30 protein-coding genes and 1 tRNA gene are annotated in these 22,310 nt (G+C 63.7%); 3 read left to right on the forward strand and 28 right to left on the reverse strand.

Features of this window, described 5'->3' with window-relative positions; translation table 11 throughout:
• Window positions 1-141: 141 nt before the first annotated feature.
• Complete coding sequence (locus tag RCO38_RS03585) at window positions 142-1,092, reverse strand: M23 family metallopeptidase (RefSeq protein ID WP_308326917.1); 951 nt, start codon at window positions 1,090-1,092, stop codon at window positions 142-144.
• A gap of 51 nt (window positions 1,093-1,143) precedes the next feature.
• Here RCO38_RS03585 and RCO38_RS03590 point away from each other — a divergent pair, with 51 nt between their 5' ends.
• A complete protein-coding gene (locus tag RCO38_RS03590; protein ID WP_308326918.1) occupies window positions 1,144-1,464 on the forward strand; it encodes a DciA family protein in 321 nt (106 codons plus the stop codon).
• An 11-nt stretch (window positions 1,465-1,475) separates the two neighbouring features.
• On the opposite strand, the gene RCO38_RS03595 is transcribed toward RCO38_RS03590, so the two are convergent.
• From RCO38_RS03595 to petA, 6 genes are all read right to left on the reverse strand, one after another.
• Window positions 1,476-1,551: transfer RNA gene (locus tag RCO38_RS03595), tRNA-Thr, on the reverse strand.
• A gap of 15 nt (window positions 1,552-1,566) precedes the next feature.
• Window positions 1,567-2,082 (reverse strand): ClpXP protease specificity-enhancing factor, encoded by a 516-nt coding sequence (locus tag RCO38_RS03600; RefSeq protein WP_308326919.1) that lies wholly within the window; start codon window positions 2,080-2,082, stop codon window positions 1,567-1,569.
• A 34-nt stretch (window positions 2,083-2,116) separates the two neighbouring features.
• The gene (locus RCO38_RS03605; protein ID WP_066152914.1) at window positions 2,117-2,728 is read right to left on the reverse strand and encodes a glutathione S-transferase N-terminal domain-containing protein; all 612 of its coding nucleotides are present in this window, start codon (window positions 2,726-2,728) and stop codon (window positions 2,117-2,119) included.
• A gap of 116 nt (window positions 2,729-2,844) precedes the next feature.
• A complete protein-coding gene (locus RCO38_RS03610) occupies window positions 2,845-3,600 on the reverse strand; it encodes a cytochrome c1 (protein WP_308326920.1) in 756 nt (251 codons plus the stop codon).
• 23 nt (window positions 3,601-3,623) lie between these two features.
• The gene (locus RCO38_RS03615; RefSeq protein ID WP_308326921.1) at window positions 3,624-5,060 is read right to left on the reverse strand and encodes a cytochrome b; all 1,437 of its coding nucleotides are present in this window, start codon (window positions 5,058-5,060) and stop codon (window positions 3,624-3,626) included.
• Window positions 5,061-5,101: 41 nt separating this feature from the next.
• A complete protein-coding gene (gene petA, locus RCO38_RS03620) occupies window positions 5,102-5,710 on the reverse strand; it encodes a ubiquinol-cytochrome c reductase iron-sulfur subunit (protein ID WP_066152901.1) in 609 nt (202 codons plus the stop codon).
• 235 nt (window positions 5,711-5,945) lie between these two features.
• Here petA and mscL point away from each other — a divergent pair, with 235 nt between their 5' ends.
• A complete protein-coding gene (gene mscL / locus RCO38_RS03625) occupies window positions 5,946-6,359 on the forward strand; it encodes a large conductance mechanosensitive channel protein MscL (protein WP_308326922.1) in 414 nt (137 codons plus the stop codon).
• A gap of 66 nt (window positions 6,360-6,425) precedes the next feature.
• Here the strand turns inward: mscL and pdxA are convergent, their stop codons facing one another.
• From pdxA to RCO38_RS03640, 3 genes are all read right to left on the reverse strand, one after another.
• A complete protein-coding gene (gene pdxA, locus RCO38_RS03630) occupies window positions 6,426-7,478 on the reverse strand; it encodes a 4-hydroxythreonine-4-phosphate dehydrogenase PdxA (RefSeq protein WP_308326923.1) in 1,053 nt (350 codons plus the stop codon).
• A 4-nt stretch (window positions 7,479-7,482) separates the two neighbouring features.
• Window positions 7,483-8,268 (reverse strand): Nif3-like dinuclear metal center hexameric protein, encoded by a 786-nt coding sequence (locus RCO38_RS03635; protein WP_308326924.1) that lies wholly within the window; start codon window positions 8,266-8,268, stop codon window positions 7,483-7,485.
• 99 nt (window positions 8,269-8,367) lie between these two features.
• Window positions 8,368-8,517 carry a DUF3149 domain-containing protein gene (locus RCO38_RS03640; protein WP_308326925.1) on the reverse strand — a complete coding sequence of 50 codons (150 nt, stop codon included), beginning with the start codon at window positions 8,515-8,517 and terminating at the stop codon, window positions 8,368-8,370.
• A gap of 176 nt (window positions 8,518-8,693) precedes the next feature.
• Between RCO38_RS03640 and RCO38_RS03645 the strand changes: the two genes are divergently transcribed.
• On the forward strand, window positions 8,694-9,836 hold the full coding sequence (locus RCO38_RS03645) for a trypsin-like peptidase domain-containing protein (protein WP_308326926.1): 1,143 nt from the start codon (window positions 8,694-8,696) through the stop codon (window positions 9,834-9,836).
• Here RCO38_RS03645 and tatC read toward each other — a convergent pair whose 3' ends face one another.
• From tatC to RCO38_RS03735, 18 genes are all read right to left on the reverse strand, one after another.
• Window positions 9,837-10,631, reverse strand: a complete 795-nt coding sequence (gene tatC, locus RCO38_RS03650) for a twin-arginine translocase subunit TatC (RefSeq protein ID WP_308326927.1) — start codon at window positions 10,629-10,631, stop codon at window positions 9,837-9,839.
• The gene (gene tatB, locus RCO38_RS03655) at window positions 10,631-11,131 is read right to left on the reverse strand and encodes a Sec-independent protein translocase protein TatB (protein WP_308326928.1); all 501 of its coding nucleotides are present in this window, start codon (window positions 11,129-11,131) and stop codon (window positions 10,631-10,633) included. Before tatB ends, tatC begins: the two co-directional genes overlap by 1 nt.
• 58 nt (window positions 11,132-11,189) lie before the next feature.
• The gene (gene tatA, locus RCO38_RS03660; protein ID WP_308326929.1) at window positions 11,190-11,423 is read right to left on the reverse strand and encodes a Sec-independent protein translocase subunit TatA; all 234 of its coding nucleotides are present in this window, start codon (window positions 11,421-11,423) and stop codon (window positions 11,190-11,192) included.
• Between the two features lie 72 nt (window positions 11,424-11,495).
• On the reverse strand, window positions 11,496-11,858 hold the full coding sequence (locus RCO38_RS03665) for a histidine triad nucleotide-binding protein (protein WP_308326930.1): 363 nt from the start codon (window positions 11,856-11,858) through the stop codon (window positions 11,496-11,498).
• A 17-nt stretch (window positions 11,859-11,875) separates the two neighbouring features.
• Complete coding sequence (locus RCO38_RS03670) at window positions 11,876-12,265, reverse strand: DUF4870 family protein (protein ID WP_308326931.1); 390 nt, start codon at window positions 12,263-12,265, stop codon at window positions 11,876-11,878.
• Between the two features lie 11 nt (window positions 12,266-12,276).
• On the reverse strand, window positions 12,277-12,648 hold the full coding sequence (locus RCO38_RS03675) for a phosphoribosyl-ATP diphosphatase (RefSeq protein WP_308326932.1): 372 nt from the start codon (window positions 12,646-12,648) through the stop codon (window positions 12,277-12,279).
• A 5-nt stretch (window positions 12,649-12,653) separates the two neighbouring features.
• Window positions 12,654-13,043, reverse strand: coding sequence for a phosphoribosyl-AMP cyclohydrolase (gene hisI / locus RCO38_RS03680; protein ID WP_308326933.1), 390 nt, complete (start codon window positions 13,041-13,043; stop codon window positions 12,654-12,656).
• Window positions 13,043-13,822: an imidazole glycerol phosphate synthase subunit HisF gene (gene hisF / locus RCO38_RS03685; RefSeq protein WP_308326934.1), complete on the reverse strand. Its 780-nt coding sequence runs from the start codon at window positions 13,820-13,822 to the stop codon at window positions 13,043-13,045. Before hisF ends, hisI begins: the two co-directional genes overlap by 1 nt.
• A gap of 6 nt (window positions 13,823-13,828) precedes the next feature.
• A complete protein-coding gene (hisA, locus tag RCO38_RS03690) occupies window positions 13,829-14,569 on the reverse strand; it encodes a 1-(5-phosphoribosyl)-5-[(5-phosphoribosylamino)methylideneamino]imidazole-4-carboxamide isomerase (protein ID WP_308326935.1) in 741 nt (246 codons plus the stop codon).
• A gap of 23 nt (window positions 14,570-14,592) precedes the next feature.
• Complete coding sequence (hisH, locus tag RCO38_RS03695) at window positions 14,593-15,255, reverse strand: imidazole glycerol phosphate synthase subunit HisH (RefSeq protein WP_308326936.1); 663 nt, start codon at window positions 15,253-15,255, stop codon at window positions 14,593-14,595.
• A gap of 22 nt (window positions 15,256-15,277) precedes the next feature.
• Window positions 15,278-15,889, reverse strand: a complete 612-nt coding sequence (gene hisB, locus RCO38_RS03700) for an imidazoleglycerol-phosphate dehydratase HisB (protein ID WP_308326937.1) — start codon at window positions 15,887-15,889, stop codon at window positions 15,278-15,280.
• Window positions 15,886-16,977, reverse strand: a complete 1,092-nt coding sequence (gene hisC, locus RCO38_RS03705) for a histidinol-phosphate transaminase (RefSeq protein WP_308326938.1) — start codon at window positions 16,975-16,977, stop codon at window positions 15,886-15,888. Before hisC ends, hisB begins: the two co-directional genes overlap by 4 nt.
• Before the next feature lie 5 nt (window positions 16,978-16,982).
• Window positions 16,983-18,374, reverse strand: coding sequence for a histidinol dehydrogenase (gene hisD / locus RCO38_RS03710; RefSeq protein WP_308326939.1), 1,392 nt, complete (start codon window positions 18,372-18,374; stop codon window positions 16,983-16,985).
• On the reverse strand, window positions 18,371-19,024 hold the full coding sequence (hisG, locus tag RCO38_RS03715) for an ATP phosphoribosyltransferase (RefSeq protein WP_308326940.1): 654 nt from the start codon (window positions 19,022-19,024) through the stop codon (window positions 18,371-18,373). Before hisG ends, hisD begins: the two co-directional genes overlap by 4 nt.
• Complete coding sequence (gene murA, locus RCO38_RS03720; protein ID WP_308326941.1) at window positions 19,021-20,289, reverse strand: UDP-N-acetylglucosamine 1-carboxyvinyltransferase; 1,269 nt, start codon at window positions 20,287-20,289, stop codon at window positions 19,021-19,023. The genes hisG and murA overlap by 4 nt, the downstream gene beginning before the upstream one ends.
• Window positions 20,290-20,302: 13 nt before the next feature.
• A complete protein-coding gene (locus RCO38_RS03725) occupies window positions 20,303-20,542 on the reverse strand; it encodes a BolA family protein (RefSeq protein ID WP_308326942.1) in 240 nt (79 codons plus the stop codon).
• Window positions 20,543-20,554: 12 nt separating this feature from the next.
• The gene (locus RCO38_RS03730; protein WP_308326943.1) at window positions 20,555-21,310 is read right to left on the reverse strand and encodes an ABC transporter permease; all 756 of its coding nucleotides are present in this window, start codon (window positions 21,308-21,310) and stop codon (window positions 20,555-20,557) included.
• The gene (locus RCO38_RS03735; RefSeq protein WP_308326944.1) at window positions 21,307-22,236 is read right to left on the reverse strand and encodes an ABC transporter ATP-binding protein; all 930 of its coding nucleotides are present in this window, start codon (window positions 22,234-22,236) and stop codon (window positions 21,307-21,309) included. The genes RCO38_RS03730 and RCO38_RS03735 overlap by 4 nt, the downstream gene beginning before the upstream one ends.
• Window positions 22,237-22,310: the final 74 nt, after the last annotated feature.

The following is a 22,310-nucleotide window of genomic DNA, read 5'->3' on the forward strand; positions in this document are numbered from 1 at the left end:
ATGGAGATGCCAGGCAGGCGAAATGTTCGAACAACTCCTGCCAGCCGGATCGGCTTGCGCGGGCACGCGGAAGGTGCCGGCAAACGCTGCTGTTTCAAGAGCAAAGCCGCAATTTTACCCGGCGGCTTCTAGGCCCCGACATCAGGGCCTTCGCTGGTTGTCCGGGACCAGCTGGGCCGCTGCGAGTGTCTCTCCTGCGGCCAGGAACCGGGCAGGATCCTGTGGCACGCCCGACACCCACACCTCGAAATGGAGGTGTGGACCGGTCGACCGCCCGGTGGACCCCACCTCGGCAATGACCTGACCCCGCTTGACGATGTCACCCTTCTTCACCAGCACCCGCGATGCGTGGGCATAGCGGGTGATCAGATCGTTGCCATGATCCACCTCCACCATGTTGCCGTAGGCCGGATGCACATCCTGAACCACCACCACGCCGCCAGCGGCGGCCACGATGGGTGTGCCCGTGTCTGCGGGAAAATCCAGACCGGTGTGCAGAGCGGAGCGTCCCGTGATGGGATCGATGCGGAAACCGAAAGCCGAGCCGATCCGCCCACCCGCCACCGGCTCCTCTGTCGGCACGAGCGTGCGCTGAATTTTTTGATCGAAAAGGCGTGACTCGATCACCGTCAGCCAGTCCACACCGGCGCCACTGGCCTTGTCCAGCTGGTTCATCGCCGACATCAGCTCGGGCAGGGTCAGGTCACGCCCGGACACCAGTATCCCCCCGGACCCCGGCTGAACCTTGAACTCTTCCGGCTTCAGCCCCGCCAGTCCGGCAACACGGTCTCCGAGCGACTCGATCTGGAGCATGCGCGCCTGCATTTCGCCCAGCTTGCGGGCCATCGCGGCCAGGTTCTCACGCATGTAGAGCTCTTTGGAGTCGACGTCCCCCTGCGTCACCAGGCGGGCCACCGACTCGAAGCCTGGCCACCCTTGCCGAACGCCTTGCAGGAACACCCAGTGGTAAACCGCCACTGAGCCGAGCATGACCAGCACCGACAGAACAATGCCTGACAGGGCCAGCTTGAGCCCGCTCAGATGTACCGCCCGGCTTTTGGCCAGCCAGGCATCCGTGATAATGATGTGCACTGTCAGACCACCTCTTTCAACGGCAGCGAAGTGTTCCCTCGCCTGCAAAGCATGACCACTGCCTCCCGGTACAACAGCCGAGTGTTCAGTCTTGAACAAGCCGTTGGGGAAGAACCCACACTGGCGCTTTTGCAAGAGCGCATTCGTGCCTCTAAAGAGTGCCTCGAAGCGGTCCAGGCGCTGATTCCATTGCCGCTGCGTTCACAGGTTCAAGCCGGCCCGCTGAACAACGGTGAATGGTGCCTGCTGGTCAGCAGCGCTTCAGCCTCCACCAAACTCCGGCAACTCCTGCCGACCATGCAACAGCGGATGAGGCAAAACGGCTTGGAGGTTACCTCCATTCGCCTGAAAGTCCAACCGCCCCGGCGCTGACGAGCACCGAATGGTGCCGCTTGTCTGACTCGAACAGACGACCTATCGCTTACAAGGCGAGTGCTCTACCAACTGAGCTAAAGCGGCTTCGGGATCAAAATTCTACTTGACGCGTTTGAGCTGAGGCCGGCCGCCGCTGCGGCTAGGGCCGTCAGTAGGCGGTTCGCCTCCGCCATCCTCCGAGCCAAGGGGAACGGGTACCGACCGGAGTGCAGACACGCGATCCTCCGAAGACGACTCACCAGATTCGGTGACCCCCTGAGCAGGATCCACCTCGACCGACTGCGACTCGTCCGGCGGGGGAAACGCCATGCCCTGCCCGTTCTCCCGGGCATAGATCGCGATCACGTGGGTCGTTGGGACCACCACATCCCTCGGCACCCCACCAAATCGCGCCTTGAACTCGATGAAGTCGTTGCCCAGGCGCATCCCGTTGGTCGCATCAAAACTGACATTGAGCACGATCTCGCCGTTGCGGACGTACTCCACCGGCACTTTCACCGAGCCGTCCACATGCACCGCAATGTGCGGCGCGTACCCGTTGTCGGTGCACCATTCGTGCAAGGCACGGATGAGGTAGGGCCGGGTCGACGTGGGCTCCATGTCGTCAAGAATCATCGTAAAAGGTCGAGATCGGGGAGTCGACACCCCGTCACTTGCGCATCACCTTCTCGGATGGCGTCAATGCCTCGATGTAGGCGGGACGGGAAAAGATCCGCTCTGCGTACTTCAGCAGCGGCGCAGCGTTCTTGCTCAACTCGATGCCGTAGAAATCCAGGCGCCAGAGCAGCGGGGCAATCGCCACATCGAGCATGGAGAAGTTGTCCCCCAGCATGAATTTGTTCTTGAGGAACACCGGGGCGAGCTGCGTCAAGCGGTCGCGGATGTGGGCACGCGCCTTTTCGAGCGCCTTTTCGTTGCCTTTGCTGCTGCGCGACTCGAGCACCGAGACATGCGTGAAAAGCTCCTTCTCGAAATTCAGAAGGAACAGGCGGACTCGGGCGCGATCGACAGGGTCACCGGGCATCAGCTGCGGATGCGGGAACCGCTCGTCGATGTACTCATTGATGATGTTCGACTCATACAGAATCAGGTCGCGCTCCACCAGAATGGGCACCTGACCGTATGGATTCATGACACTGATGTCTTCTGGCTTGTTGTAGAGGTCCACATCGCGGATCTCGAAGTCCATGCCCTTTTCAAACAGGACAAAGCGGCAGCGGTGGGAATAAGGGCACGTGGTACCCGAGTACAAGACCATCATGTGGGAGTCTCCTAAGACAAAACAGTGGTTTGCTTGGCCGCGAACCCGCGGAACCGCAAACCACTGCAGATTTCATGGGCGCCCCCGACACGTCAGCGGGGCCCCACAAGCTTGATTTACTTGACGTCTTTCCAGAACGCAGCATTCAGTCGCCAGGCGACGATGGTAAAGGCAGCAAGGAACAGAAGCACCCAGACGCCAATGCGCACCCGGCTGTTCTGTGCCGGCTCAGCCATCCACTGAAGGTAGGCCACCAGATCTCCGACGTTCTGATCGTACTGTTCTTGCGACATGGTGCCGGCCTTCCCGGGCTCCCAGCTCTTGAACAGATGGACTTCCTGCCCATGGCTCTCGTGCTTCTCGAACACCGGTTTGCGTTCACCCTGCAGTTCCCACAAAGGATGGGGCATGCCGATATTGGGGAACACCAGGTTGTTCCAGCCCGTGGGCTTGGTCTCATCGCGATAGTAGCTGCGCAGAAGGGTATAGATGTAGTCGGCACCCGAACCGGCGCTACCCGAGCGCGAACGAGCCACGAGGGTCAGGTCGGGCGGATTGGCGCCAAACCACGCCTTGGCCTGCTTGGGGTCGATGGCCGACTTCATCGTGTCACCGATCTTGTCGGTCGTGAAGGTCAGGTTCTCGGCAATCTGCTTGTCGGTCAGGCCGATATCACGCAGACGGTTGTAGCGCATGAACGAGGCCGAATGGCAGCTCAGGCAGTAGTTGACGAACAGTTTGGCCCCGTTTTGCAGCGCCGCCATGTCGTTGGTGCGCTGTGGCGCCTTGTCCAAGGGGAAACTCGAACCGGCGGCCATCACGGCCCCACTCAGACCGAAGGCCAGCATCAGGCCCAGAAACATCTTTTTCATGTTGGTGATTCTCCGGATCTCACTCAGTGGGGCTTGAAGGTGACGCGGCTGGGCACTGGCTTGAACTCGCCCAGGCGGCTCCACCATGGCATCAGCAGGAAGAAGCCGAAATAGAAAAGCGTACCGACCTGAGAAACGCGCTCACCCACAGGCGACGGAGGCTGCACACCCAGATAACCCAGAATGAGGAAGTTGATCACGAACACGGTGTAGAGCCACTTGTTCCAGCTCGGGCGGTAGCGGATCGACTTCACCGGGCTGTTGTCCAGCCAGGGCAGGAAGAACAGGATGATCACGGCACCACCCATGGTGACCACGCCCCAGAACTTGGCATCGATGGCCAGCATCAGCACCACGGTGACCGCCGCAGCACCCAACACCACCACCTTGAACAGCGCAGCCAGCTTGGACTTGAGCACCGCATACAGGGCCGCTGCCAGCACGCAGGCGATCAGCGCATACATCATCTCACTGGTGATGGCTCGCAGCATCGAGTAGAAGGGCGTGAAATACCAGACAGGTGCGATGTGCAGCGGCGTGACCAGCGGGTCGGCTGGAATGAAGTTGTTGAACTCCAGGAAATAGCCGCCGAATTCCGGTGCGAAGAACACGATGGCCGAGAAAACCATCAGGAACATGGACACGCCGAAGATGTCGTGCACCGTGTAGTACGGGTGAAACGGAACGCCGTCTGCCGGAGCCGACACGGACCAGCGGTTGCCCTTGGGGCCTGCCTTGATTTCCACGCCGTCGGGGTTGTTGGAGCCCACGTCGTGCAGCGCCATCAGGTGGGCGACCACCAGGCCGAGCAGAACCAGGGGCACGGCGATCACGTGGAAGCTGAAGAAACGGTTGAGGGTGGCGTCACCGACCACGTAGTCGCCACGGATCAGCAGAGCCAGGTCAGGTCCAACAAACGGAATGGCAGAGAACAGGTTCACGATCACCTGTGCACCCCAGTAGGACATCTGGCCCCAGGGCAGCAGATAACCCATGAACGCCTCGGCCATCAGTACGAGGAAGATGCCGCAACCGAACAACCACACCAGTTCACGCGGCTTGCGGTATGAACCGTAGATCAGGCCTCGGAACATGTGCAGGTACACGACCACAAAAAAGGCGGAGGCGCCGGTGGAGTGCATGTAACGGATCAGCCAGCCCCAGGGCACGTCGCGCATGATGTACTCGACGGAAGCGAACGCCACCGGCACACCCGCTGCGTTGAGGTTGGCATCGGGCTTGTAATGCATGACCAGGAAAATGCCGGTCACGATCTGGATCACCAGAACGAGCATGGCGAGCGAGCCGAAGATGTACCACCAGTTGAAGTTCTTCGGCGCGTAGTACTCGGCCATGTCGCGCTTGTAGATGTAGAAGGCGGACGGAATCCGGTTTTCGAACCAGTTCGTGACCTTCTGGACAACGGGCGCGTCGGGGGAAATTTCTTTGAATTCAGCCATGGAGTGCCTCTGTGGGGTCGTGTAGCCTGCGCAGTTGCAGGTCAGGCTTTTTTCTCTTCGCCGATCAGCAGCGTGGTGTCGGACGTGTAGTAGTGCGGAGGCACCTCAAGGTTGTCCGGCGCCGGCTTGTTTTTAAACACACGGCCTGCAAGGTCGAAGGTCGAGCCGTGGCAGGCGCAGAGGAATCCACCTACCCAGTCATCCGGCAGCGAGGGCTGGGGACCGGGTGTGAACTTGTCGCCAGGCGAACAGCCCAGATGGGTACAGATGCCCACACCGACAAAGACCTCCGGCTTGATGGAGCGATGGCGGTTCTTGGCGTATTCGGGCGTGGGATAGGCCTTGCGCTCCGAGGTCGGGTCGGCCAGCTGGGGCTCGACCTTCTCGAGGGCAGCCAGCTGTTCCGGGCTGCGGCGCATGATCCACACAGGTTTGCCGCGCCATTCCACCACACGCTTCTCACCAGGCTGCAAGGTGGAGATGTCCACCTCGACGGCAGCGCCAGCGGCCTTGGCGCGCTCGGAGGGCTGGAAACTGCTGACAAAGGGGACGGCGACTGCGGCTGCTCCCACGCCACCCATGGCGGCGGAGGTGATCAGCCAGGTACGGCGGCTGTTGTCCACAGACGCAGCGACGGTTGCTTCACTCATGGGGATCTTTCAAGGAAGTTCAAGACGGGGCCCACTAGGGTCAACCCTGCATTGTACCGGAGCGTTACAAGCGGATTTTTGACCTACACGTGCATGAAAAAACGCACAGCCCAGCAGCAACGAACCCGGGTAGACACGTCAGGAAGGGGTAATACAAATGTGTTCCGTGCGAGAATCATTTCGCAGGGTCCGAAAAGCCTTTGCTTTGTCAAACAACATTGAAGGAGCCCATCGAATGGCCATGCTGCAGGAATTCAAGGAATTCGCCCTCAAAGGCAACGTGATGGATCTGGCTGTTGGCGTGATCATCGGTGGCGCCTTCGGAAAAATCGTGGACTCGGTCGTGGGCGACTTGATCATGCCGGTCGTCAGCAAGATCTTCGGAGGACTGGACTTTTCGAATTACTACATTGCCCTCGCAGGGCAAACGGCCGGCCTTCCACTGGCAGAGGCCAAGAAGGCAGGTGCGGTGCTGGCCTATGGCAACTTCATCACCATTGCCCTGAACTTCGTTATTCTGGCGTTCATCATTTTCATGATGGTCAAGCAGATGAACCGTCTGCGCAAAGAGGCCCCGCCCGCGGCGCCGGCTCCGACACCGGAAGAAGTGGTCCTGCTGCGCGAAATCCGGGACAGCCTTCGAAAGTAGGGCCTTATGGGTGGAAGGGGTTGTCGACGCCCGACCCAAGAGGCGTCTGCAGCCGTTCGGACCGGCTCAGCGACGACTCATCTCGATGGCCGCATCCACCGCTGCGAGCAGGCTTGCGGCGCTGGCCCGGCCGGTCCCCGCCAGATCGAAGGCGGTGCCGTGGTCAGGGCTGGTGCGGACCATGGGCAAGCCCAGCGTGGTATTGACGCCATGCTCAAGGCCGAGCAGCTTGACCGGAATCAGTCCCTGGTCGTGGTACATGGCCACCACCACATCGAATTCCCCTTGACGAGCCCTCATGAACACCGTGTCGGGCGCATGGGGACCACTGACGTTCAGGCCCTCGGCTTGCGCGCGCTCCACAGCCGGCCGCAGTATGTCGATTTCTTCCTGGCCGAACAGCCCTCCCTCCCCCGCATGAGGATTGAGTCCTGCCACCGCAATGCGGGCGCCGGGCATGCCGCAGCGGCTGTAGTGCGACGCTGTGATCCGTATGGTGTCCAGCACGCGCTCGAGCGTGACCGCCTCGAGCGCCTGGCGCAAGGAGACATGGATGCTCACCAACACAGTGGCCAACCCAGGCGCGCTGAGCATCATCCGCACCGGCATCCGGCTCACCGGCACCCCCTCATGTTCGGCGGCCAGCGTTTGCAGGAATTCCGTGTGCCCGGGATGTGGCAAGCCCGCGGCCGCAAGTGATTCCTTGTGCACCGGCGCCGTGACCATGGCCCTCGCCCTGCCGTCCAGCACCCACCGGGCCGCGGCGGCGATGCTGTCGGCGGCGGCACGACCGGCCTGGGCGCTGATCCGGCCCCATGGCACCAGGGCAAAAGGTACGCAGGTTTGTACCAACCCGAACCCTCGGCGGGAAGCCTGCGCCCATTGCTCCGGTCCATCAATCTCCACCACTTCCAGCCGCCCAGGCACGGACAGCGGCTGAACCACCTCGACCGCGCGCCGCAGCGTGGCGACATCACCCGCCACCACCACCTGTTCCCGCAGATCCGGCCGCTCAAGCAGGGCACGAACCACGATCTCTGGCCCGATCCCTGCAGGGTCCCCCATGGTGACGACCAGCGGACGACTGAGAGGAGTATTTTTCACTGCGGACGAATCCATGGCTTCACGCCGGGTTGGGAATGTCGATGAACTGGTGCTCGATGCCCAGCAACCCGGCCACGTGCTCGGCCACGGCCGGTGCGCCGTAGCGCTCCGACGCGTGGTGACCGCAGGCAATGTAGGCCACGCCGGCTTCCCGCGCGTAGTGGGTCTGGGGCTCCGAAATCTCGCCCGTGATAAACACGTCTGCACCGGCGGCAATGGCTGCCTCGAAGTAACCTTGGGCCCCTCCGGTGCAGATCGCCACACGCTCCACCTTGCGCCCAGGGTCGCCCACCAGCAACGCCGTGCGCCCCAGAGACGCCTCGATGGCGCTCGCCAGTTCTGCGGCCGATGAAGACGCGCGCACTCCCATGAAGCCCAGCGACTGATCGCCAAAACGCCCCTCCCCGGCATCCAGCAGCCGGACCCCGATGCGGCGCGCAAGCTGTGCGTTGTTGCCCAGTTCGGCGTGCGCATCCAGCGGCAGGTGGTACGCCAGCAGGTTGATGTCGTGCGACAGCAGGCGCGTCAGGCGCTGCTTCATCCAGCCCGTCACCCGTCCGTCCTGGCCGCGCCAGAACAGCCCATGATGCACCAACAGGGCATCTGCACCGGCGTCGATCGCCGCTTCAATGAACGCCAGACTGACGGTCACCCCGCTGACCAGCTTGCACACCCGCGCGCGCCCTTCCACCTGCAGCCCGTTGGGTCCGTAGTCCTTGAAAAGAGAAGGCTGCAGAAGACGGTCGCAGGCGGCTACCAATTCGTCGCGCAGGACGCCTTGTTCGGAGGACGTTTCGGGTGGCATGAAAGCAGTGGTGCAAGAACCGGTGGCCGGGGACATCCCGACGCCAGCGCTCTATTCTGTCACCGCCCCCTCAGGGGGCAACGCCCCCACGTCATCGCTTCAACCGCGCGCGCGTTCAGCCCGTTCGGACTCGGCCATCTTGCGGTTGAAGAACCGGTAAAACCAGATTGCCATGCCGATCATGAAAGCGATGCCCGCAACGCTGAACAGGCCATAGTCGGTGGAAAAAAGATCGGCAATGGCTTTCATTGTGTGCTCCAGTCCTTTGTAACGACAGGCCGACATTGCATCCCCAAGCCTTCCGGGCCACTTTGACCTGCATCAATCGGCTTGAACTGCCGGGACGCGCGGTCATATGCGGGACAATGCCACTAGGGACTTCTCGACCCGCTCCAGAGCTCCTGCCCCTTTTGCACTTGTTCATCATGAAACGCATCTGGCTTCTTTTTGCCCAAACCGTCACCGTTGCGGTGGCCGTGCTGTTTGTCGTGGGCACGCTCAAGCCCCACTGGCTGGACCGCCGCAATGGGCTGCCCTCGGTGGTGCCGGTGATCGAGTCCGGTGCCGCCTCTGCCGAGCCCGCGGCCAACAGCTTCCGTGAGGCGGCCAAACGGGCGTCTCCTGCGGTGGTGAGCATCAACACCAGCAAGGCGCCCGATCAGGCCCAGATGGCCGATCCCTGGTTCCGGTTCTTTTTCGGCGAGCAGGGGCAGGGACAGCCACAGGCCGGCCTGGGCTCGGGCGTGATCGTGAGCGAAGCGGGCTACATCCTGACCAACAACCATGTGATCGAAGAAGCCGACCAGATCGAAGTCGTGCTCAACGATGGCCGCAGAAGCACCGCCCAGGTCATCGGCACCGACCCGGAAACCGATCTGGCCATCCTGAAGATCGGTCTGGGCGGATTGCCGGTGATCACCTTGGGTAACTCGGACGCGCTGTCGATCGGCGATCAGGTGCTCGCCATCGGCAACCCGTTCGGCGTCGGTCAGACCGTGACCAGCGGCATCGTCAGCGCCCTTGGGCGCACCCAACTGGGCATCAACACCTTCGAGAACTTCATCCAGACCGACGCCGCCATCAACCCGGGCAACTCGGGCGGCGCCCTGGTGGACATCCAGGGGCACCTGATGGGCATCAACACAGCGATCTATTCCCGCTCCGGTGGATCAATGGGCATCGGCTTCGCCATCCCCACTTCCACAGCGCGCAGCGTGCTGGACGCCATCGTGCGCGACGGAAAGGTCATCCGGGGCTGGATCGGCGTCGAACCGCAGGATCTCACCCCTGAACTGGCCGAAAGCTTCTCGATTTCCTCCGGCACGGGGGTCATCATCACCGGCGTCTTGCAGAACGGGCCTGCCGCCCAGGCCGGCGTACGCCCCGGTGATGTGGTGACCCAGGTGGGAGACAAGCCGGTCAGCAACGTGTCCCAGCTGCTGTCAGCCGTGGCGGCCCTCACACCGGGCGTTCCATCCAGTCTGGAAATCGCGAGAAAGGATGGGAAAAAACGAATCCAGATCACGCCGGGCAAGCGCAATATGCCACGCACCCAGTCCAACCGCTGATCAGGACGCTGCGCCGTCCTTCACGGAATCATCCGGCGCCCCGGTATTGCGCACGAACCACTGCGATCCCCAGATCCCCAGCTCATAGAGCAGGCACATGGGCACCGCCAGTGCGAGTTGAGAAATGACGTCAGGGGGAGTCACCACCGCCGCGACCACAAACGCCACCACGATGAAATATCCCCGGAAGTCCTTGAGCTGCTTGACGCTGACCATGTTCATCTTCACGAGGAGGACGACCACAATCGGCACCTGAAACGCTAGGCCGAAGGCAAGATACAGCGACAGGATCGCCTCCACATACGAGGCGATGTCAGGGGTAGCCGCCACACTTTGGGGAGTGAACTGCTGGATGAAGCCAAACATCTTGTCCAGCACGAAGAACTGGACGAAGGCAATGCCCACGTACGCCAGCAGGCTGCCCAGGATGATCAGCGGCACCGCAAAGCGCTTCTCGTGGCTGTAGAGCCCCGGCGCGACGAATGCCCATATCTGGTACATCCACCAGGGCAGAGAAAGCAGCAGGGCGCCCATGGCCAGCACCTTGAGCGGCACAAAGAATGGGGAAAACACGCCCACGGCGATCAGTTTGGCGTCGGGCGGCATGTGCGCACGGATGGGCACGGCGATCAGATCGATCAGACCGCTGGGCCCTGGCCAGATCGCCAGCAGCGCCATGCAGACCCCCAGACCGGCGATGCCGTAAAGCAGCCGGTCGCGCAGCTCCATGAGGTGCTGGACAAACGGCTGCTCGGAACCGGCGAGCTCGTCGGTGGATTTGTCAGGATCGGACATCAGCGGGAGGCAGAGGAAGGACGCGGGCGGAAACGGGCCACGCGGGCCGCACCGGACTGTGCACGCGTGCGCACGCCCATACGGGCCTTGTACCACTGAGGCATGGCTTTCTGCTTGATGCGCCAGTTCTTCCGGGGGTGTTTATAGGAAGGAAAGCTCTCGGTGCCGAGTCGGGAGAGCGCTTCCGAGGTGTCTGAGGAAAATGCCGATCCGTCCAGGCCGGAGGTGGCTTCGGACCACGATTTCTCGAAATCGCTCGCGCCAGAGACCACCGACGACTCCACGTCGCGCGCCGCAGTCTCCACCGACTCTTTCATTTTCTTGAGCTCTTCGAGCTCCATGGAGCGACTGACCTCCGCCTTCACGTCGGCCACGTAACGCTGGGCCTTGCCCAGCAAGGTACCGACCGTGCGTGCCACACGCGGGAGCTTCTCGGGGCCAATGACAATAAGGGCCACCGCACCGATCAGCGCAAGCTTGGAGATACCGAGATCAATCATGGACCGGTGAAACGCAAAACATCAGATGTGGCGCAACGGAAACGTGCGCCATCGGGCCTCAGCTCTTGTGCTTGGCCTCGACGTCGATGGTGGTCTTGTCGCTCCGGGCGTCCTGCCCCACTTGGGCGGGCGGTGTTGCATCGGCAGACTGTCCACCGTCCTTCATGCCGTCCTTGAATCCCTTGACAGCGCCACCAAGATCGGAACCGATGTTCTTCAGCTTCTTGGTGCCGAAAACCATCACCACGATCAGCAGCACGATCAGCCAGTGCCAAATCGAGAATGAACCCATGAATATCTCCAGAAACGTTGTGTGAAAGCGCGAGCGGCGCCAATGCTGGGATTCTACGACCCCGGGTTTGGTTCAGCCGCGGGCCCATGGGCGGGGTCCGCCCATCACATGCCAGTGCAGGTGTTGCACCTCCTGACCGCCTTCCAACCCCGTGTTGCACACCATGCGAAACCCGCCGGCGGGATACGGATTGCAGCCCTGCTCCAAAGCCAGCTTCGGTGCCAGCACCATCAGGCGCCCCATCCAGGCCTCGTCGGAGGGAGCCAGCTGCGCCATTGAGGCGATGTGGTGCTTGGGGATCACCAAAAAATGCACCGGGGCCCAGGGATGGATGTCGTGGAACGCGTACAACTCCTCGTCCTCGTAGACCTTGCGGGATGGAATCTGTCCGGCAACGATCTTGCAGAAGATGCAGTGGGGGTCTTGTTGGCTCATGGGTTGGTGCCGCGGCGTCAGGAGGGCATCGCCTGGCTGGCGTTCATGCGCACCATGCCCCGGACAATGCGATAGAGGAACCAGATGGAGATGATGGCCCAGGCAATCATGCCCGGGATCAGCAGCAGAAACCACAGCGGCGATGTGACGACATACAGAATGCCGGCCCAGATCACGCTGCGGATGCGCCAGGAGAAGTGGCTGGCCTGCCAGGTGCCCTCCGCGTCGCCTTTTTTCACCAGGTCAATGATCAATGCCACGAGCAGGATGCCGACCCCGACTTGCGCGCCCGGCAGCACCGCCGCGACCGCGACGATGAGGTGCAGCAGGTAGCTGATCCAGCCCACCGTCTTGAGGGACTCCGCCTTCTCGCTGTCCACCGCCTTCACGTCGATGATGTCGCTCATGCCGGCTCCTTTCAGGATTTGGGTTCCGCCTCTCGCTCCACCGCCTTGCGCAGGGCCTTTTCTTCGAGGCCGCTCAGGCCCTCGCGGCGCGCCAGCTCGGCCACCACGTCGGCGGGCGCCTTGCCGTAGTGGGCCAGAGCAATCATGCTGTGAAACCAGAGATCGGCCACTTCGTTCACGAGCTTCTGCACGTCGCCACCATGGTCACAGTCTTTGGCCGCCATCACAGCCTCAGTGGCTTCCTCACCGATCTTCTTGAGAAAGGCGTCCGGCCCCTTGTGGAGCAGGCGAGCGACATAACTCTTCTCGGGGTCGCCGCCATGGGCAGGCTTGCGGCTTTCGATGACCGCGGCCAGGCGCGCGAGCGAATCGGTGTCGGACATGGCACTCACTTGTAAATCGATTCAGGGTCCTTGAGCACCGGATCGACCGGCACCCACTGCCCATTCTGGTGGCTCTGGAAAAAGCAGCTGTGGCGGCCGGTGTGGCATGCGATGCCCGGCTCATGCCCCAGTTGCGTCACCTTGAGCAGCACCACGTCGTTGTCGCAGTCCAGCCGGATGTCGTGCACCGTCTGCACATGGCCCGACTCTTCGCCCTTGAACCAGAGCTTGTTGCGCGAGCGGCTGAAGTACACCGCGCGACCGAGCTCGGCGGTCTTCTGCAGCGCCTCTCGGTTCATCCAGGCGAACATCAGCACGTCGCCGGTGGCCGCTTCCTGCGCGATCACGGGCACCAGCCCTTGCGCGTCCCACTTGATGGCGTCCAGCCAGTCCATCACAGCCTCACCGGAATGCCGCGTTCGGCCATGCGCTGCTTGGCCTGCGCCACGGTGTATTCGCCGTAGTGGAAGATGCTGGCGGCCAGCACCGCGTCCGCCCCACCCTGCTGCACACCGTCGGCGAGGTGGTCCAAATTGCCCACACCGCCGGAGGCGATGACCGGCACCCCGACCGCATCGGCCACCGCGCGCGTCAGTTCAAGGTCGAAGCCGCTCTTGGTGCCGTCGCGGTCCATGCTGGTGAGCAGGATTTCACCCGCCCCATGGTCCGCCATCTGGCGTGCCCATGCCACTGCATCCAGCCCGGTGTTCTTGCGGCCACCGTGGCTGTAGACGTCCCAGCCCGCACCACGCTCGGCGAGGTCATCACCATGGCGGCGCTTGGCGTCGATCGCCACCACGATGCACTGCGCACCGTACTTGTCGGACGCATCGCGGATCACCTGAGGGTTTGCGATCGCTGCTGAGTTGAAGCTGGTCTTGTCGGCGCCGGCATTGAGCAGTCTGCGCACGTCTTCCACCGTGCGCACGCCACCGCCGACCGTCAGGGGAATGAATACCTGCGAGGCGACCGCCTCGATGATGTGCAGGATCAGGTCGCGGCCGTCGCTTGTCGCAGTGATGTCGAGGAAGGTCAGCTCGTCGGCACCCTGATCGTTGTAGCGGGCAGCGATCTCCACTGGATCACCGGCATCGCGCAGTTCGACGAAGTTGACGCCCTTGACCACACGGCCACCGGTCACGTCCAGGCAGGGGATGATGCGTTTGGCGAGCATCAGGCTTCAGCCATTCAATTCGTCGGCCAGCGCCTGCGCGGCCTCGAAATCCAGGTCACCGCTGTAGATGGAGCGGCCGCAGATCACACCCTCGACGCCTTCGTCTTCCACCGCGCACAGCTTGCGGATGTCTTCCAGATTCGACAGGCCACCCGAGGCGATGACAGGAATCGACAGTGATTGCGCCAGCTTCACCGTAGCTTCGATGTTGATGCCGCTGAGCATGCCGTCCCGGCCGATGTCGGTGTAGATGATCGATTCGACGCCGTAGTCCTCGAACTTCTTGCCCAAGTCCACGACTTCGTGGCCGGTGAGCTTGCTCCAGCCGTCGGTCGCCACCTTGCCGTCTTTGGCGTCGAGGCCGACGATGATGTGGCCGCCAAACGCGGTACAGGCGTCCTGCAGAAAGCCAGGGTTCTTGACCGCAGCGGTGCCAATGATCACGTAGCGCAGGCCAGCGTCGAGGTAACGCTCGATGGTGTCAAGGTCGCGGATACCGCCACCGAGCTGCACGTCGACCTCGGAGCCGACTTCCTTGAGCACGGCCCGGATGGCCTGTTCGTTCTTGGGCTTGCCGGCGAAGGCGCCATTGAGGTCGACCAGGTGGACGCGCCGCGCACCCTTGTCGACCCAGCGGCGAGCCATGGCCGCCGGATCCTCACCGAACACCGTGGTCTGGTCCATGTCCCCCTGCTTGAGGCGAACGCACTGGCCGTCTTTCATGTCAATGGCGGGAATCAGCAGCATGATGGTTGAAGAAGTGAGGGCACTCAGGGTTTCCAGGACAGGAAGTTCCGGTACAGCGCCAGGCCCTGGTCGGCGCTTTTTTCCGGGTGAAACTGGGTCGCAAAAATGTTATCGCGCGCGATCGCCGACGCAAAGCGGCCGCCAAAGTCCGTCTCGCCCACGACATGCGCCGGATCGGCAGGGCGGGCGTAGTAGCTGTGCACGAAGTAGAAGTAGGCACCGTCGGCGATGCCGGACCACATCGGATGCTCCGGGCGCCCCCCCAGGCGGTGGAACACCTGGTTCCAGCCCATCTGGGGCACCTTGAAGCGGCTGCCATCCTCCTGCAGCCGGTTCTGCAGCTGGAAGCGGACGACCTCGCCCGGCATCAGGCCCAGGCCGTCGGTCGGGCCTTCCTCGCTGCGCTCCAGCAGCATCTGCATGCCGACGCAGACCCCGAACAGGGGTTTGTGGGCCGCCGCATGCAACACGGCTTCCTTCAGGCCTGAGGAGGCCAGTTCATTCATGCAGTCGGCCATGTGGCCTTGCCCGGGCAGCACCACACGGTCGGCGTCGAACACGGCCTGTGCATCGGAGGTGACGACCACGTCGACCCCGGAACCGATGGCGGCGTGCATCACGGCCTGCGACACGGAACGCAGGTTGCCACTGCCGTAGTCCACCACGGCGACTGTCTTGGATTTCATCAGGACCCTGAAGAGGAAAAACTCAGAGTGAACCTTTGGTCGAGGGAATCACATCGCCCAGGCGCTCGTCGCGCTCCAGTGCCATGCGCAGGGCGCGGGCAAAAGCCTTGAACACGGTCTCGGCCTGGTGGTGGGCATTCTCGCCGTGCAGGTTGTCGATGTGCAGCGTCACACCCGCATGGTTGACAAAGCCCTGGAAGAACTCGAAGGCCAGCTGCGTATCGAAGGCCCCGACCATGCCGGCCTTGAAAGGCACGCGCATGTGCAGGCCAGGGCGGCCGGAGAAGTCGATCACCACGCGCGAGAGCGCTTCGTCCAGCGGCACGTAGGCGTGACCGTAGCGGCGGATGCCCTTCTTGTCGCCCACGGCTTTGGCGAAGGCCTGGCCCAGGGTGATGCCCACGTCTTCCACCGTGTGGTGACCGTCGATGTGCAGGTCGCCCTTGGCTTCGATCTCCAGGTCGATCAGCCCGTGGCGAGCGATCTGGTCGAGCATGTGGTCGAAAAAACCGATGCCCGTGGACAGCGCGGCCTTGCCCGAACCGTCGAGGTTGACGTGCACGCGGATCTGCGTCTCGGACGTGTTGCGCTGGACGTCGGCCACGCGGGCCGGGGCGGAAGAAGGGGTGGTCATAGGCTGGATTGCAGGGCCGCGATCATCTGCGTGTTCTCGTCGGGGGTGCCGACCGTCAGGCGCAGGCAGTTGCCGAGCAATGGGTGCATTTTAGAAACATTCTTGACCAGCACACTGCGCGCCTTCAGGCCGTCGAAGGCTTTCTGCGCATCGGGCACCCGCACCAGCACCATGTTGGCCTGGCTGGGGAACGGGCGCACACCCGGCATGTCCGCCAGCGCGGCGATGAGGCGCTCGCGCTCGGCGCGGATGGTGGCCGCCTGCTGGTCGAACACGTCGGCGTGCTCCAGGGCGAACAGCGCACTCTCCGCGTTGAGCGCGCTCACGTTGTAGGGTGGCCGCAGCTTGTCGATCTCGTGCACCAGGGCCTGCAGGCCGACCATGTAGCCCAGGCGCACCCCCGCCAGACCGAACTTAGAGAGCGTGCGCATGAGCAGCACATGGGCGTTGGCCGTCGGCTCCGCGCGAATCTCCTCCAGCCAGCTGCGGCTGGAGAACGGCTGGTAGGCCTCGTCCATCACCACCAGACCTCCAAAGGCGGCCGCCTCGGCGATCAGGCGGCGAATCACAGCGGCGTCCCACAGATTGGCCGTGGGGTTGTTGGGGTAAGCGAGATAGGTGATGGTCGGCCGGTGCTCGCGCAGTGCGGCCAGCATCGCGGCCTCGTCGAGCTCGAAGTCGGCGGTGAGCGGCACACCGTGGAAGGTCAGGCCCTGCAGCTGGGCGCTCATCGCGTACATGACGAAGCCGGGCTGCGGCGCGAGGATGGATGCGCCGGATACATCGCAGCCCATGGCCAGCAGCGAAATCAGCTCGTCCGAGCCGTTGCCCAGCATCAGCGCACAGCCATCGGGCAGATCGACGTAACGCGCCAGCGCCCGCTTGAGGTCTTCGATGCGTGCGCCGGGGTAGCGGTTGATTGCCACCGTGCCCAGACGTTCTCCCAGGGCCTTCTGCAACTCGGGCGGCAGCGCGAACGGGTTTTCCATCGCGTCGAGCTTGACCATGCCCGCCGAATCCTGGATGGCGTAAGCGTGCATGGACTGGATGTCCTGCCGGATGTTCCGCAGGGGGTTGGGGGTATTCATCGCGTTCACTTCGCGCCCCGCATGAGTGGTACCGTGGACAGGCGAAGTTCAGCGGCCCGTGCATGGGCCTGCAGACCTTCGCCATAGGCCAGTTCGGCGGCGATGGTGCCCAGCGCTTGCGCGCCGGCCTGGCTGACCTCGATCAGGCTGCTGCGCTTCTGGAAGTCGTACACACCCAGCGGCGACGAGAAACGGGCCGTGCCGCTGGTGGGCAGCACGTGGTTGGGGCCGGCGCAGTAGTCGCCCAGGCTTTCGCTGGTGTAGGCGCCGAGGAAGATGGCGCCGGCGTGCTTGAGCAGCGGTTCCCAGCGGTGCGGATCGTTGCTGGACACCTCCAGGTGTTCGGGTGCGATGCGGTTGCTGATGGCGCAGGCCTCCTCCATGTCGCGCGTGAGGATCAGCGCGCCACGGTCGTTCAGGCTCTTGGCAATGATGGCCGCGCGCGGCATGGTCGGCAGCAGGCGGTCAATCTCACTCTGCACCGCATCGAGGTAGGCGGCATCCGGGCACAGCAGGATGCTCTGCGCCAGCTCATCGTGTTCGGCCTGGGAAAACAGGTCCATGGCCACCCACTCGGCCGGCGTGCTGCCGTCGGCCAGCACCAGGATCTCGCTCGGGCCGGCGATCATGTCGATGCCCACGGTGCCGAAGACGCGGCGCTTGGCGCTGGCCACGTAGGCGTTGCCGGGGCCGGTGATCTTGTCCACCTTGGGCACGGTGGTGGTGCCATAGGCGAGCGCGGCCACCGCCTGGGCGCCGCCGATGGTGAAGGCCCGCGTGACGCCGGCCACGTAGGCAGCGGCCAGCACCAGTTCGTTGCGCTCGCCGCGCCCGGCTGTGGCCGCGCCCGTGCCGCCGGTGGCCACGCTGCCGCGCACCGGGGTCGGCACCACCATGATGATTTCGCCCACACCGGCCACATGTGCCGGCACCGCATTCATGATCAGGCTCGACGGGTAGGCCGCCTTGCCGCCGGGCACGTAGATGCCCACACGGTCCAGCGGCGTGACCTTCTGGCCCAGCAGCGTGCCGTCTTCGTCGCGGTAGGTCCAGCTCTCGCCCGAGGCTTTCTTCTGCGCCTCGTGGTAGCTGCGCACGCGGCGCGCCGCGTTCTGCAACGCCTCGCGCTGGGCAACGGGCAGGCCGTCGAAAGCCGCCTTGAAGTCGGCCTGCGTCAGCTCGAGCTCGGCCATCGAGGCCGCCTGCAGGCCGTCGAAACGCGCGGTGTATTCCAGCACCGCGGCATCACCGCGTTGCTTCACATCGTGCAGGATGTCCGCCACCCGCTGCTCGATCGCATGGTCCGTGTCCGCCGACCAGTGCAGCCGCGCTGCGAACTGCGCCTCGAAGTCGGGCGCGGTGGTATTCAGTCGGACGGGCTGGGCGGACAGGCTCATGATGGGACGGACTGTTTGGGAATGGCTTGCGAGAAGGCGTCGAGGATGGGGCGGATGGCGGCCTGCTTGAGCTTGAGGGCCGCCTGGTTGACCACCAGCCGCGAGCTGATGTCCATAATCTGCTCGACCTCGACCAGGTTGTTGGCCTTGAGCGTCTTGCCGGTGGACACGAGGTCGACGATGGCGTCGGCCAGGCCGGTCAGGGGGGCCAGCTCCATGCTTCCGTAGAGCTTGATCAGGTCCACGTGCACGCCCTTGCTGGCGAAGAATTCACGGGCAATCGTCGTGTACTTGGTGGCCACCTTCAGGCGCGAACCTTGGCGCACTGCCGAGGCGTAGTCGAAATCGGCGGGCACGGCCACGCTCATGCGGCACTTGGCGATCTGCAGGTCCAGCGGCTGGTACAGACCCTGGCCTCCGTGCTCGATGAGCGTGTCTTTGCCGGTCACGCCCAGATCGGCGCCGCCGTGTTCCACATAGGTCGGCACATCGGTCGCACGCACCAGCACCACGCGCACATCGGCCTTGTTGGTCGGCAGGATCAGCTTGCGCGAAGTGTCCGGGTCTTCCAGCACCTCGATACCCGCGGCCGCGAGCAGCGGTAGGGTCTCGTCGAAGATGCGGCCTTTGGAGAGAGCAAGTGTGATCATTTGATGCGCTCGATGTCGGCGCCGATGCCGCGCAGCTTGGCTTCCATCTGGTCGTAGCCCCGGTCCAGGTGGTAGATGCGGTCGACGATGGTCTCGCCTTCGGCCACCAGGCCGGCGATCACCAGGCTGGCCGACGCCCGCAGGTCGGTGGCCATGACGGTGGCGCCCTGCAGGCGGTCGATGCCCTCGATGACGGCCACTTTGCCGTCGGTCTGGATCTTCGCACCTAAGCGGACCAGTTCGTTGACGTGCATGAACCGGTTTTCGAAGATGGTTTCGGTCACCTTGCTGGTGCCCGTGGCGATGCAGTTGAGCGCCATGAACTGCGCCTGCATGTCGGTCGGGAAGCCCGGGTACTCGGTGGTGCGAAAACTCTGCGCCTTCAGCCGGCCCGAGGCACGCACGCGGATGAAGCCATCACCGGCCTCGATCTGCGCTCCGGCATCGCGCAGCTTGTCGATCACCGCGTCGAGGTGGTCGGCACGGCCGTGGCGCAGCACCACGTCGCCGCCGGTCGCGGCCACCGCGCACAGGAAGGTGCCGGCCTCGATGCGGTCGGCCACCACCTGGTGGGTGCAGCCGTGCAGCCGGTCCACGCCCTGGATGTGGATGCGGCTGGTGCCATGGCCTTCGATCTTCGCGCCCATGGCGATCAGCATCTCGGCCAGGTCGGGAATTTCAGGCTCCTGCGCCGCGTTCTCCAGCACCGTCTCACCCTCGGCCAGTGCCGCGGCCATCAGGAAGTTTTCGGTCCCGGTGACGGTCACCATGTCGGTGGCGATGCGCGCGCCCTTGAGGCGGCTGCGACCCTGCGGCAGCTGGGCCACCATGTAGCCGTGCTCGACCACGATCTCGGCGCCCATGGCCTGCAGGCCCTTGATGTGCTGGTCCACCGGGCGCGAGCCGATGGCGCAGCCGCCCGGCAGCGACACCTTGGCCCGACCGAAGCGGGCCAGCAGCGGACCCAGCACCAGCACCGAGGCGCGCATGGTCTTGACCAGTTCATAAGGTGCTTCGGGGTTGAGGCTGTCGGGCGCGACAAAGCTCATGCCGCCTCGCTCGCCGTGCGTCTCGGTCTGCACACCCATGTTGTCGAGCAGCAGGCGCATGGTGGCCACGTCGCGCAGGCGCGGCACGTTGTTCAGATGCACTGGATCGGCAGTGAGCAAGGCGGCACAGATCTCGGGCAGGGCCGCGTTCTTGGCGCCCGAAATGGTGACCTCGCCGTTGAGGGGGCGTCCGCCGGTGATGCGCAGTTTGTCCATGGTGTCGGGTCGGTCAGTTCTGGGCCGCCCATTCGGCGGGGGTGAAGGTCTTCATGGACAGGGCGTGCACCTCGTCCGTCTTGACGCGTTCGCCCAAGGTGGCATAGACGCGCTGATGCCGCGCGATCGGCCGCTTGCCTTCAAACTCGGGCGACACGATCACGGCGGCCCAGTGGCGGCCGTCACCGGTGACCTCGATGTGTTCGCAGGCCAGGCCGGCGGCGATGAGTTGTTGCAGCTGTTCAGCAGTCATGGAAGTGCTCGTTCAGTGACGGATTTTGTAGCCGGTGCGCAGCAAGTGCAGGGCCAGCGCACTGACGATCAGCAGCGCGCCGCCCACCAGAGCCAGGCTCATCCAGGGCGAGACATCGCTCACCCCGAAGAAGCCGTAGCGGAAACCGTCGATCATGTAGAAGAACGGATTGAGATGGCTCACTGTCTGCCAGAAGTCGGGCAGGGAGTGGATGGAATAGAACACGCCCGAGAGAAAGGTCATGGGCATGATGATGAAGTTCTGGAAGGCCGCCATCTGGTCGAACTTTTCCGCCCAGAGCCCGGCAATCAGGCCCAGAGCCCCCAGCAGGGCGGCGCCCATGAAGCCGAACACCAGAATCCACCACGGCGCCACCAGACTGGGCTGCGCGTACCACCAGGTCACGGCCATCACGCCTGCACCCACGGCCATGCCCCGCACCACCGACGAGCCGACGTAGGCGACGAACCAGGCCCGGTGCGACAGCGGCGTGAGCAGCAGGAACACCAGGTTGCCCATGATCTTGCTCTGGATCAGCGAAGAACTGCTGTTGGCAAACGCGTTCTGCAGCACGCTCATCATCACCAGGCCCGGCAACAGGAAGGCGGTGTAGTTCACCTGGCCGTAGACCTTTGCGCTGCCTTCGAGCACGTGCCCGAAGATCATCATGTACAGGATGGCCGTGATGACCGGCGCCGCCACCGTCTGGAAGCCGACCTTCCAGAAGCGCAGCACCTCCTTGTAGAACAGGGTCCGCCAGCCGTTCATGGGTGGGCCTCCTGGGCCTGGCCGGCGGCTCGTTCCATCACCTCGATGAACACGTCTTCGAGGTCCGCCTTGCGGATCTCCACATCCTCGGCCTCCACGCCGGCTTCGCGCGCCCGCGCCAGCCACTGCTCGACTTCGCTGGCGTTGTGCGCCGGCAGCTGCACCACCCGTCCCGTGACACGGGCCTCGGCCGCCAGCCCGGGCGGCAGCGCCTGGTCGGTCTTGAAACGCAGCACATTGGACGAGGCCTGGCGCAGGAGGTCGGAGGTCTTCTCCAGCGCCACCACCCTGCCCTGCTGCAGCATGGCGATGCGGCCACACAGGGCCTCGGCCTCTTCCAGGTAGTGGGTCGTCAGCAGCACCGTGCTGCCCTTTTTGTTGAGCTGGCTGATGAACTGCCATAGCGTCTGGCGCAACTCCACATCCACGCCCGCCGTGGGCTCGTCGAGCACAATCACCGGCGGTTTGTGCACCAGGGCCTGCGCCACCAGCACGCGGCGTTTCATGCCGCCCGACAGCTGGCGCATGTTGGCACCCGACTTGTCGGCCAGCCCCAGCCCCTGCAGCAGTTCGTCGATCCAGTCGTCGTTGTGGCGGATGCCGAAATAGCCCGACTGGAACCGGAGCGCCTCACGGACGTTGAAGAACGGATCGAAGACCAGTTCCTGCGGCACCACGCCAAGCGCCCGCCGCGCCGCCGCATAGTCGGACTGCACGTCATGCCCCTGCACCAGCACGCGCCCGCCGCTGGCACGCACCAACCCCGCCAGCACACTGATGAGGGTGGTCTTCCCGGCACCATTGGGACCGAGCAACCCGAAGAATTCGCCGGGGTGGATGTCGAAGGACACACCCTTGAGCGCCTGCAGTTCGCCGCGGGCCGAGGCGTATGTCTTGGAAACGTTCTGGAAGGAAACTGCGGGCATTGCGGAAGCGGGCCAGGTCACCGGACGCTGGCAGGACATCTGCTGACCGCGGGTGAGCCGTCGATTTTATGTCG

It is taken from the genome of Hydrogenophaga pseudoflava, assembly GCF_031020795.1.
GTDB lineage: Bacteria > Pseudomonadota > Gammaproteobacteria > Burkholderiales > Burkholderiaceae_C > Hydrogenophaga > Hydrogenophaga pseudoflava_A.

What these genes read in the sequence shown, in the direction of transcription:
- RCO38_RS03590 (WP_308326918.1), top strand. Translation starts at nt 1,144, where the DNA reads ATGACCACTGCCTCCCGGTACAACAGCCGAGTGTTCAGTCTTGAACAA.
- RCO38_RS03600 (WP_308326919.1), bottom strand. Translation starts at nt 2,082, where the DNA reads ATGATTCTTGACGACATGGAGCCCACGTCGACCCGGCCCTACCTCATC.
- RCO38_RS03605 (WP_066152914.1), bottom strand. Translation starts at nt 2,728, where the DNA reads ATGATGGTCTTGTACTCGGGTACCACGTGCCCTTATTCCCACCGCTGC.
- RCO38_RS03610 (WP_308326920.1), bottom strand. Translation starts at nt 3,600, where the DNA reads ATGAAAAAGATGTTTCTGGGCCTGATGCTGGCCTTCGGTCTGAGTGGG.
- RCO38_RS03615 (WP_308326921.1), bottom strand. Translation starts at nt 5,060, where the DNA reads ATGGCTGAATTCAAAGAAATTTCCCCCGACGCGCCCGTTGTCCAGAAG.
- petA (WP_066152901.1), bottom strand. Translation starts at nt 5,710, where the DNA reads ATGAGTGAAGCAACCGTCGCTGCGTCTGTGGACAACAGCCGCCGTACC.
- mscL (WP_308326922.1), top strand. Translation starts at nt 5,946, where the DNA reads ATGGCCATGCTGCAGGAATTCAAGGAATTCGCCCTCAAAGGCAACGTG.
- pdxA (WP_308326923.1), bottom strand. Translation starts at nt 7,478, where the DNA reads ATGGATTCGTCCGCAGTGAAAAATACTCCTCTCAGTCGTCCGCTGGTC.
- RCO38_RS03635 (WP_308326924.1), bottom strand. Translation starts at nt 8,268, where the DNA reads ATGCCACCCGAAACGTCCTCCGAACAAGGCGTCCTGCGCGACGAATTG.
- RCO38_RS03640 (WP_308326925.1), bottom strand. Translation starts at nt 8,517, where the DNA reads ATGAAAGCCATTGCCGATCTTTTTTCCACCGACTATGGCCTGTTCAGC.
- RCO38_RS03645 (WP_308326926.1), top strand. Translation starts at nt 8,694, where the DNA reads ATGAAACGCATCTGGCTTCTTTTTGCCCAAACCGTCACCGTTGCGGTG.
- tatC (WP_308326927.1), bottom strand. Translation starts at nt 10,631, where the DNA reads ATGTCCGATCCTGACAAATCCACCGACGAGCTCGCCGGTTCCGAGCAG.
- tatB (WP_308326928.1), bottom strand. Translation starts at nt 11,131, where the DNA reads ATGATTGATCTCGGTATCTCCAAGCTTGCGCTGATCGGTGCGGTGGCC.
- tatA (WP_308326929.1), bottom strand. Translation starts at nt 11,423, where the DNA reads ATGGGTTCATTCTCGATTTGGCACTGGCTGATCGTGCTGCTGATCGTG.
- RCO38_RS03665 (WP_308326930.1), bottom strand. Translation starts at nt 11,858, where the DNA reads ATGAGCCAACAAGACCCCCACTGCATCTTCTGCAAGATCGTTGCCGGA.
- RCO38_RS03670 (WP_308326931.1), bottom strand. Translation starts at nt 12,265, where the DNA reads ATGAGCGACATCATCGACGTGAAGGCGGTGGACAGCGAGAAGGCGGAG.
- RCO38_RS03675 (WP_308326932.1), bottom strand. Translation starts at nt 12,648, where the DNA reads ATGTCCGACACCGATTCGCTCGCGCGCCTGGCCGCGGTCATCGAAAGC.
- hisI (WP_308326933.1), bottom strand. Translation starts at nt 13,043, where the DNA reads ATGGACTGGCTGGACGCCATCAAGTGGGACGCGCAAGGGCTGGTGCCC.
- hisF (WP_308326934.1), bottom strand. Translation starts at nt 13,822, where the DNA reads ATGCTCGCCAAACGCATCATCCCCTGCCTGGACGTGACCGGTGGCCGT.
- hisA (WP_308326935.1), bottom strand. Translation starts at nt 14,569, where the DNA reads ATGCTGCTGATTCCCGCCATTGACATGAAAGACGGCCAGTGCGTTCGC.
- hisH (WP_308326936.1), bottom strand. Translation starts at nt 15,255, where the DNA reads ATGAAATCCAAGACAGTCGCCGTGGTGGACTACGGCAGTGGCAACCTG.
- hisB (WP_308326937.1), bottom strand. Translation starts at nt 15,889, where the DNA reads ATGACCACCCCTTCTTCCGCCCCGGCCCGCGTGGCCGACGTCCAGCGC.
- hisC (WP_308326938.1), bottom strand. Translation starts at nt 16,977, where the DNA reads ATGAATACCCCCAACCCCCTGCGGAACATCCGGCAGGACATCCAGTCC.
- hisD (WP_308326939.1), bottom strand. Translation starts at nt 18,374, where the DNA reads ATGAGCCTGTCCGCCCAGCCCGTCCGACTGAATACCACCGCGCCCGAC.
- hisG (WP_308326940.1), bottom strand. Translation starts at nt 19,024, where the DNA reads ATGATCACACTTGCTCTCTCCAAAGGCCGCATCTTCGACGAGACCCTA.
- murA (WP_308326941.1), bottom strand. Translation starts at nt 20,289, where the DNA reads ATGGACAAACTGCGCATCACCGGCGGACGCCCCCTCAACGGCGAGGTC.
- RCO38_RS03725 (WP_308326942.1), bottom strand. Translation starts at nt 20,542, where the DNA reads ATGACTGCTGAACAGCTGCAACAACTCATCGCCGCCGGCCTGGCCTGC.
- RCO38_RS03730 (WP_308326943.1), bottom strand. Translation starts at nt 21,310, where the DNA reads ATGAACGGCTGGCGGACCCTGTTCTACAAGGAGGTGCTGCGCTTCTGG.
- RCO38_RS03735 (WP_308326944.1), bottom strand. Translation starts at nt 22,236, where the DNA reads ATGCCCGCAGTTTCCTTCCAGAACGTTTCCAAGACATACGCCTCGGCC.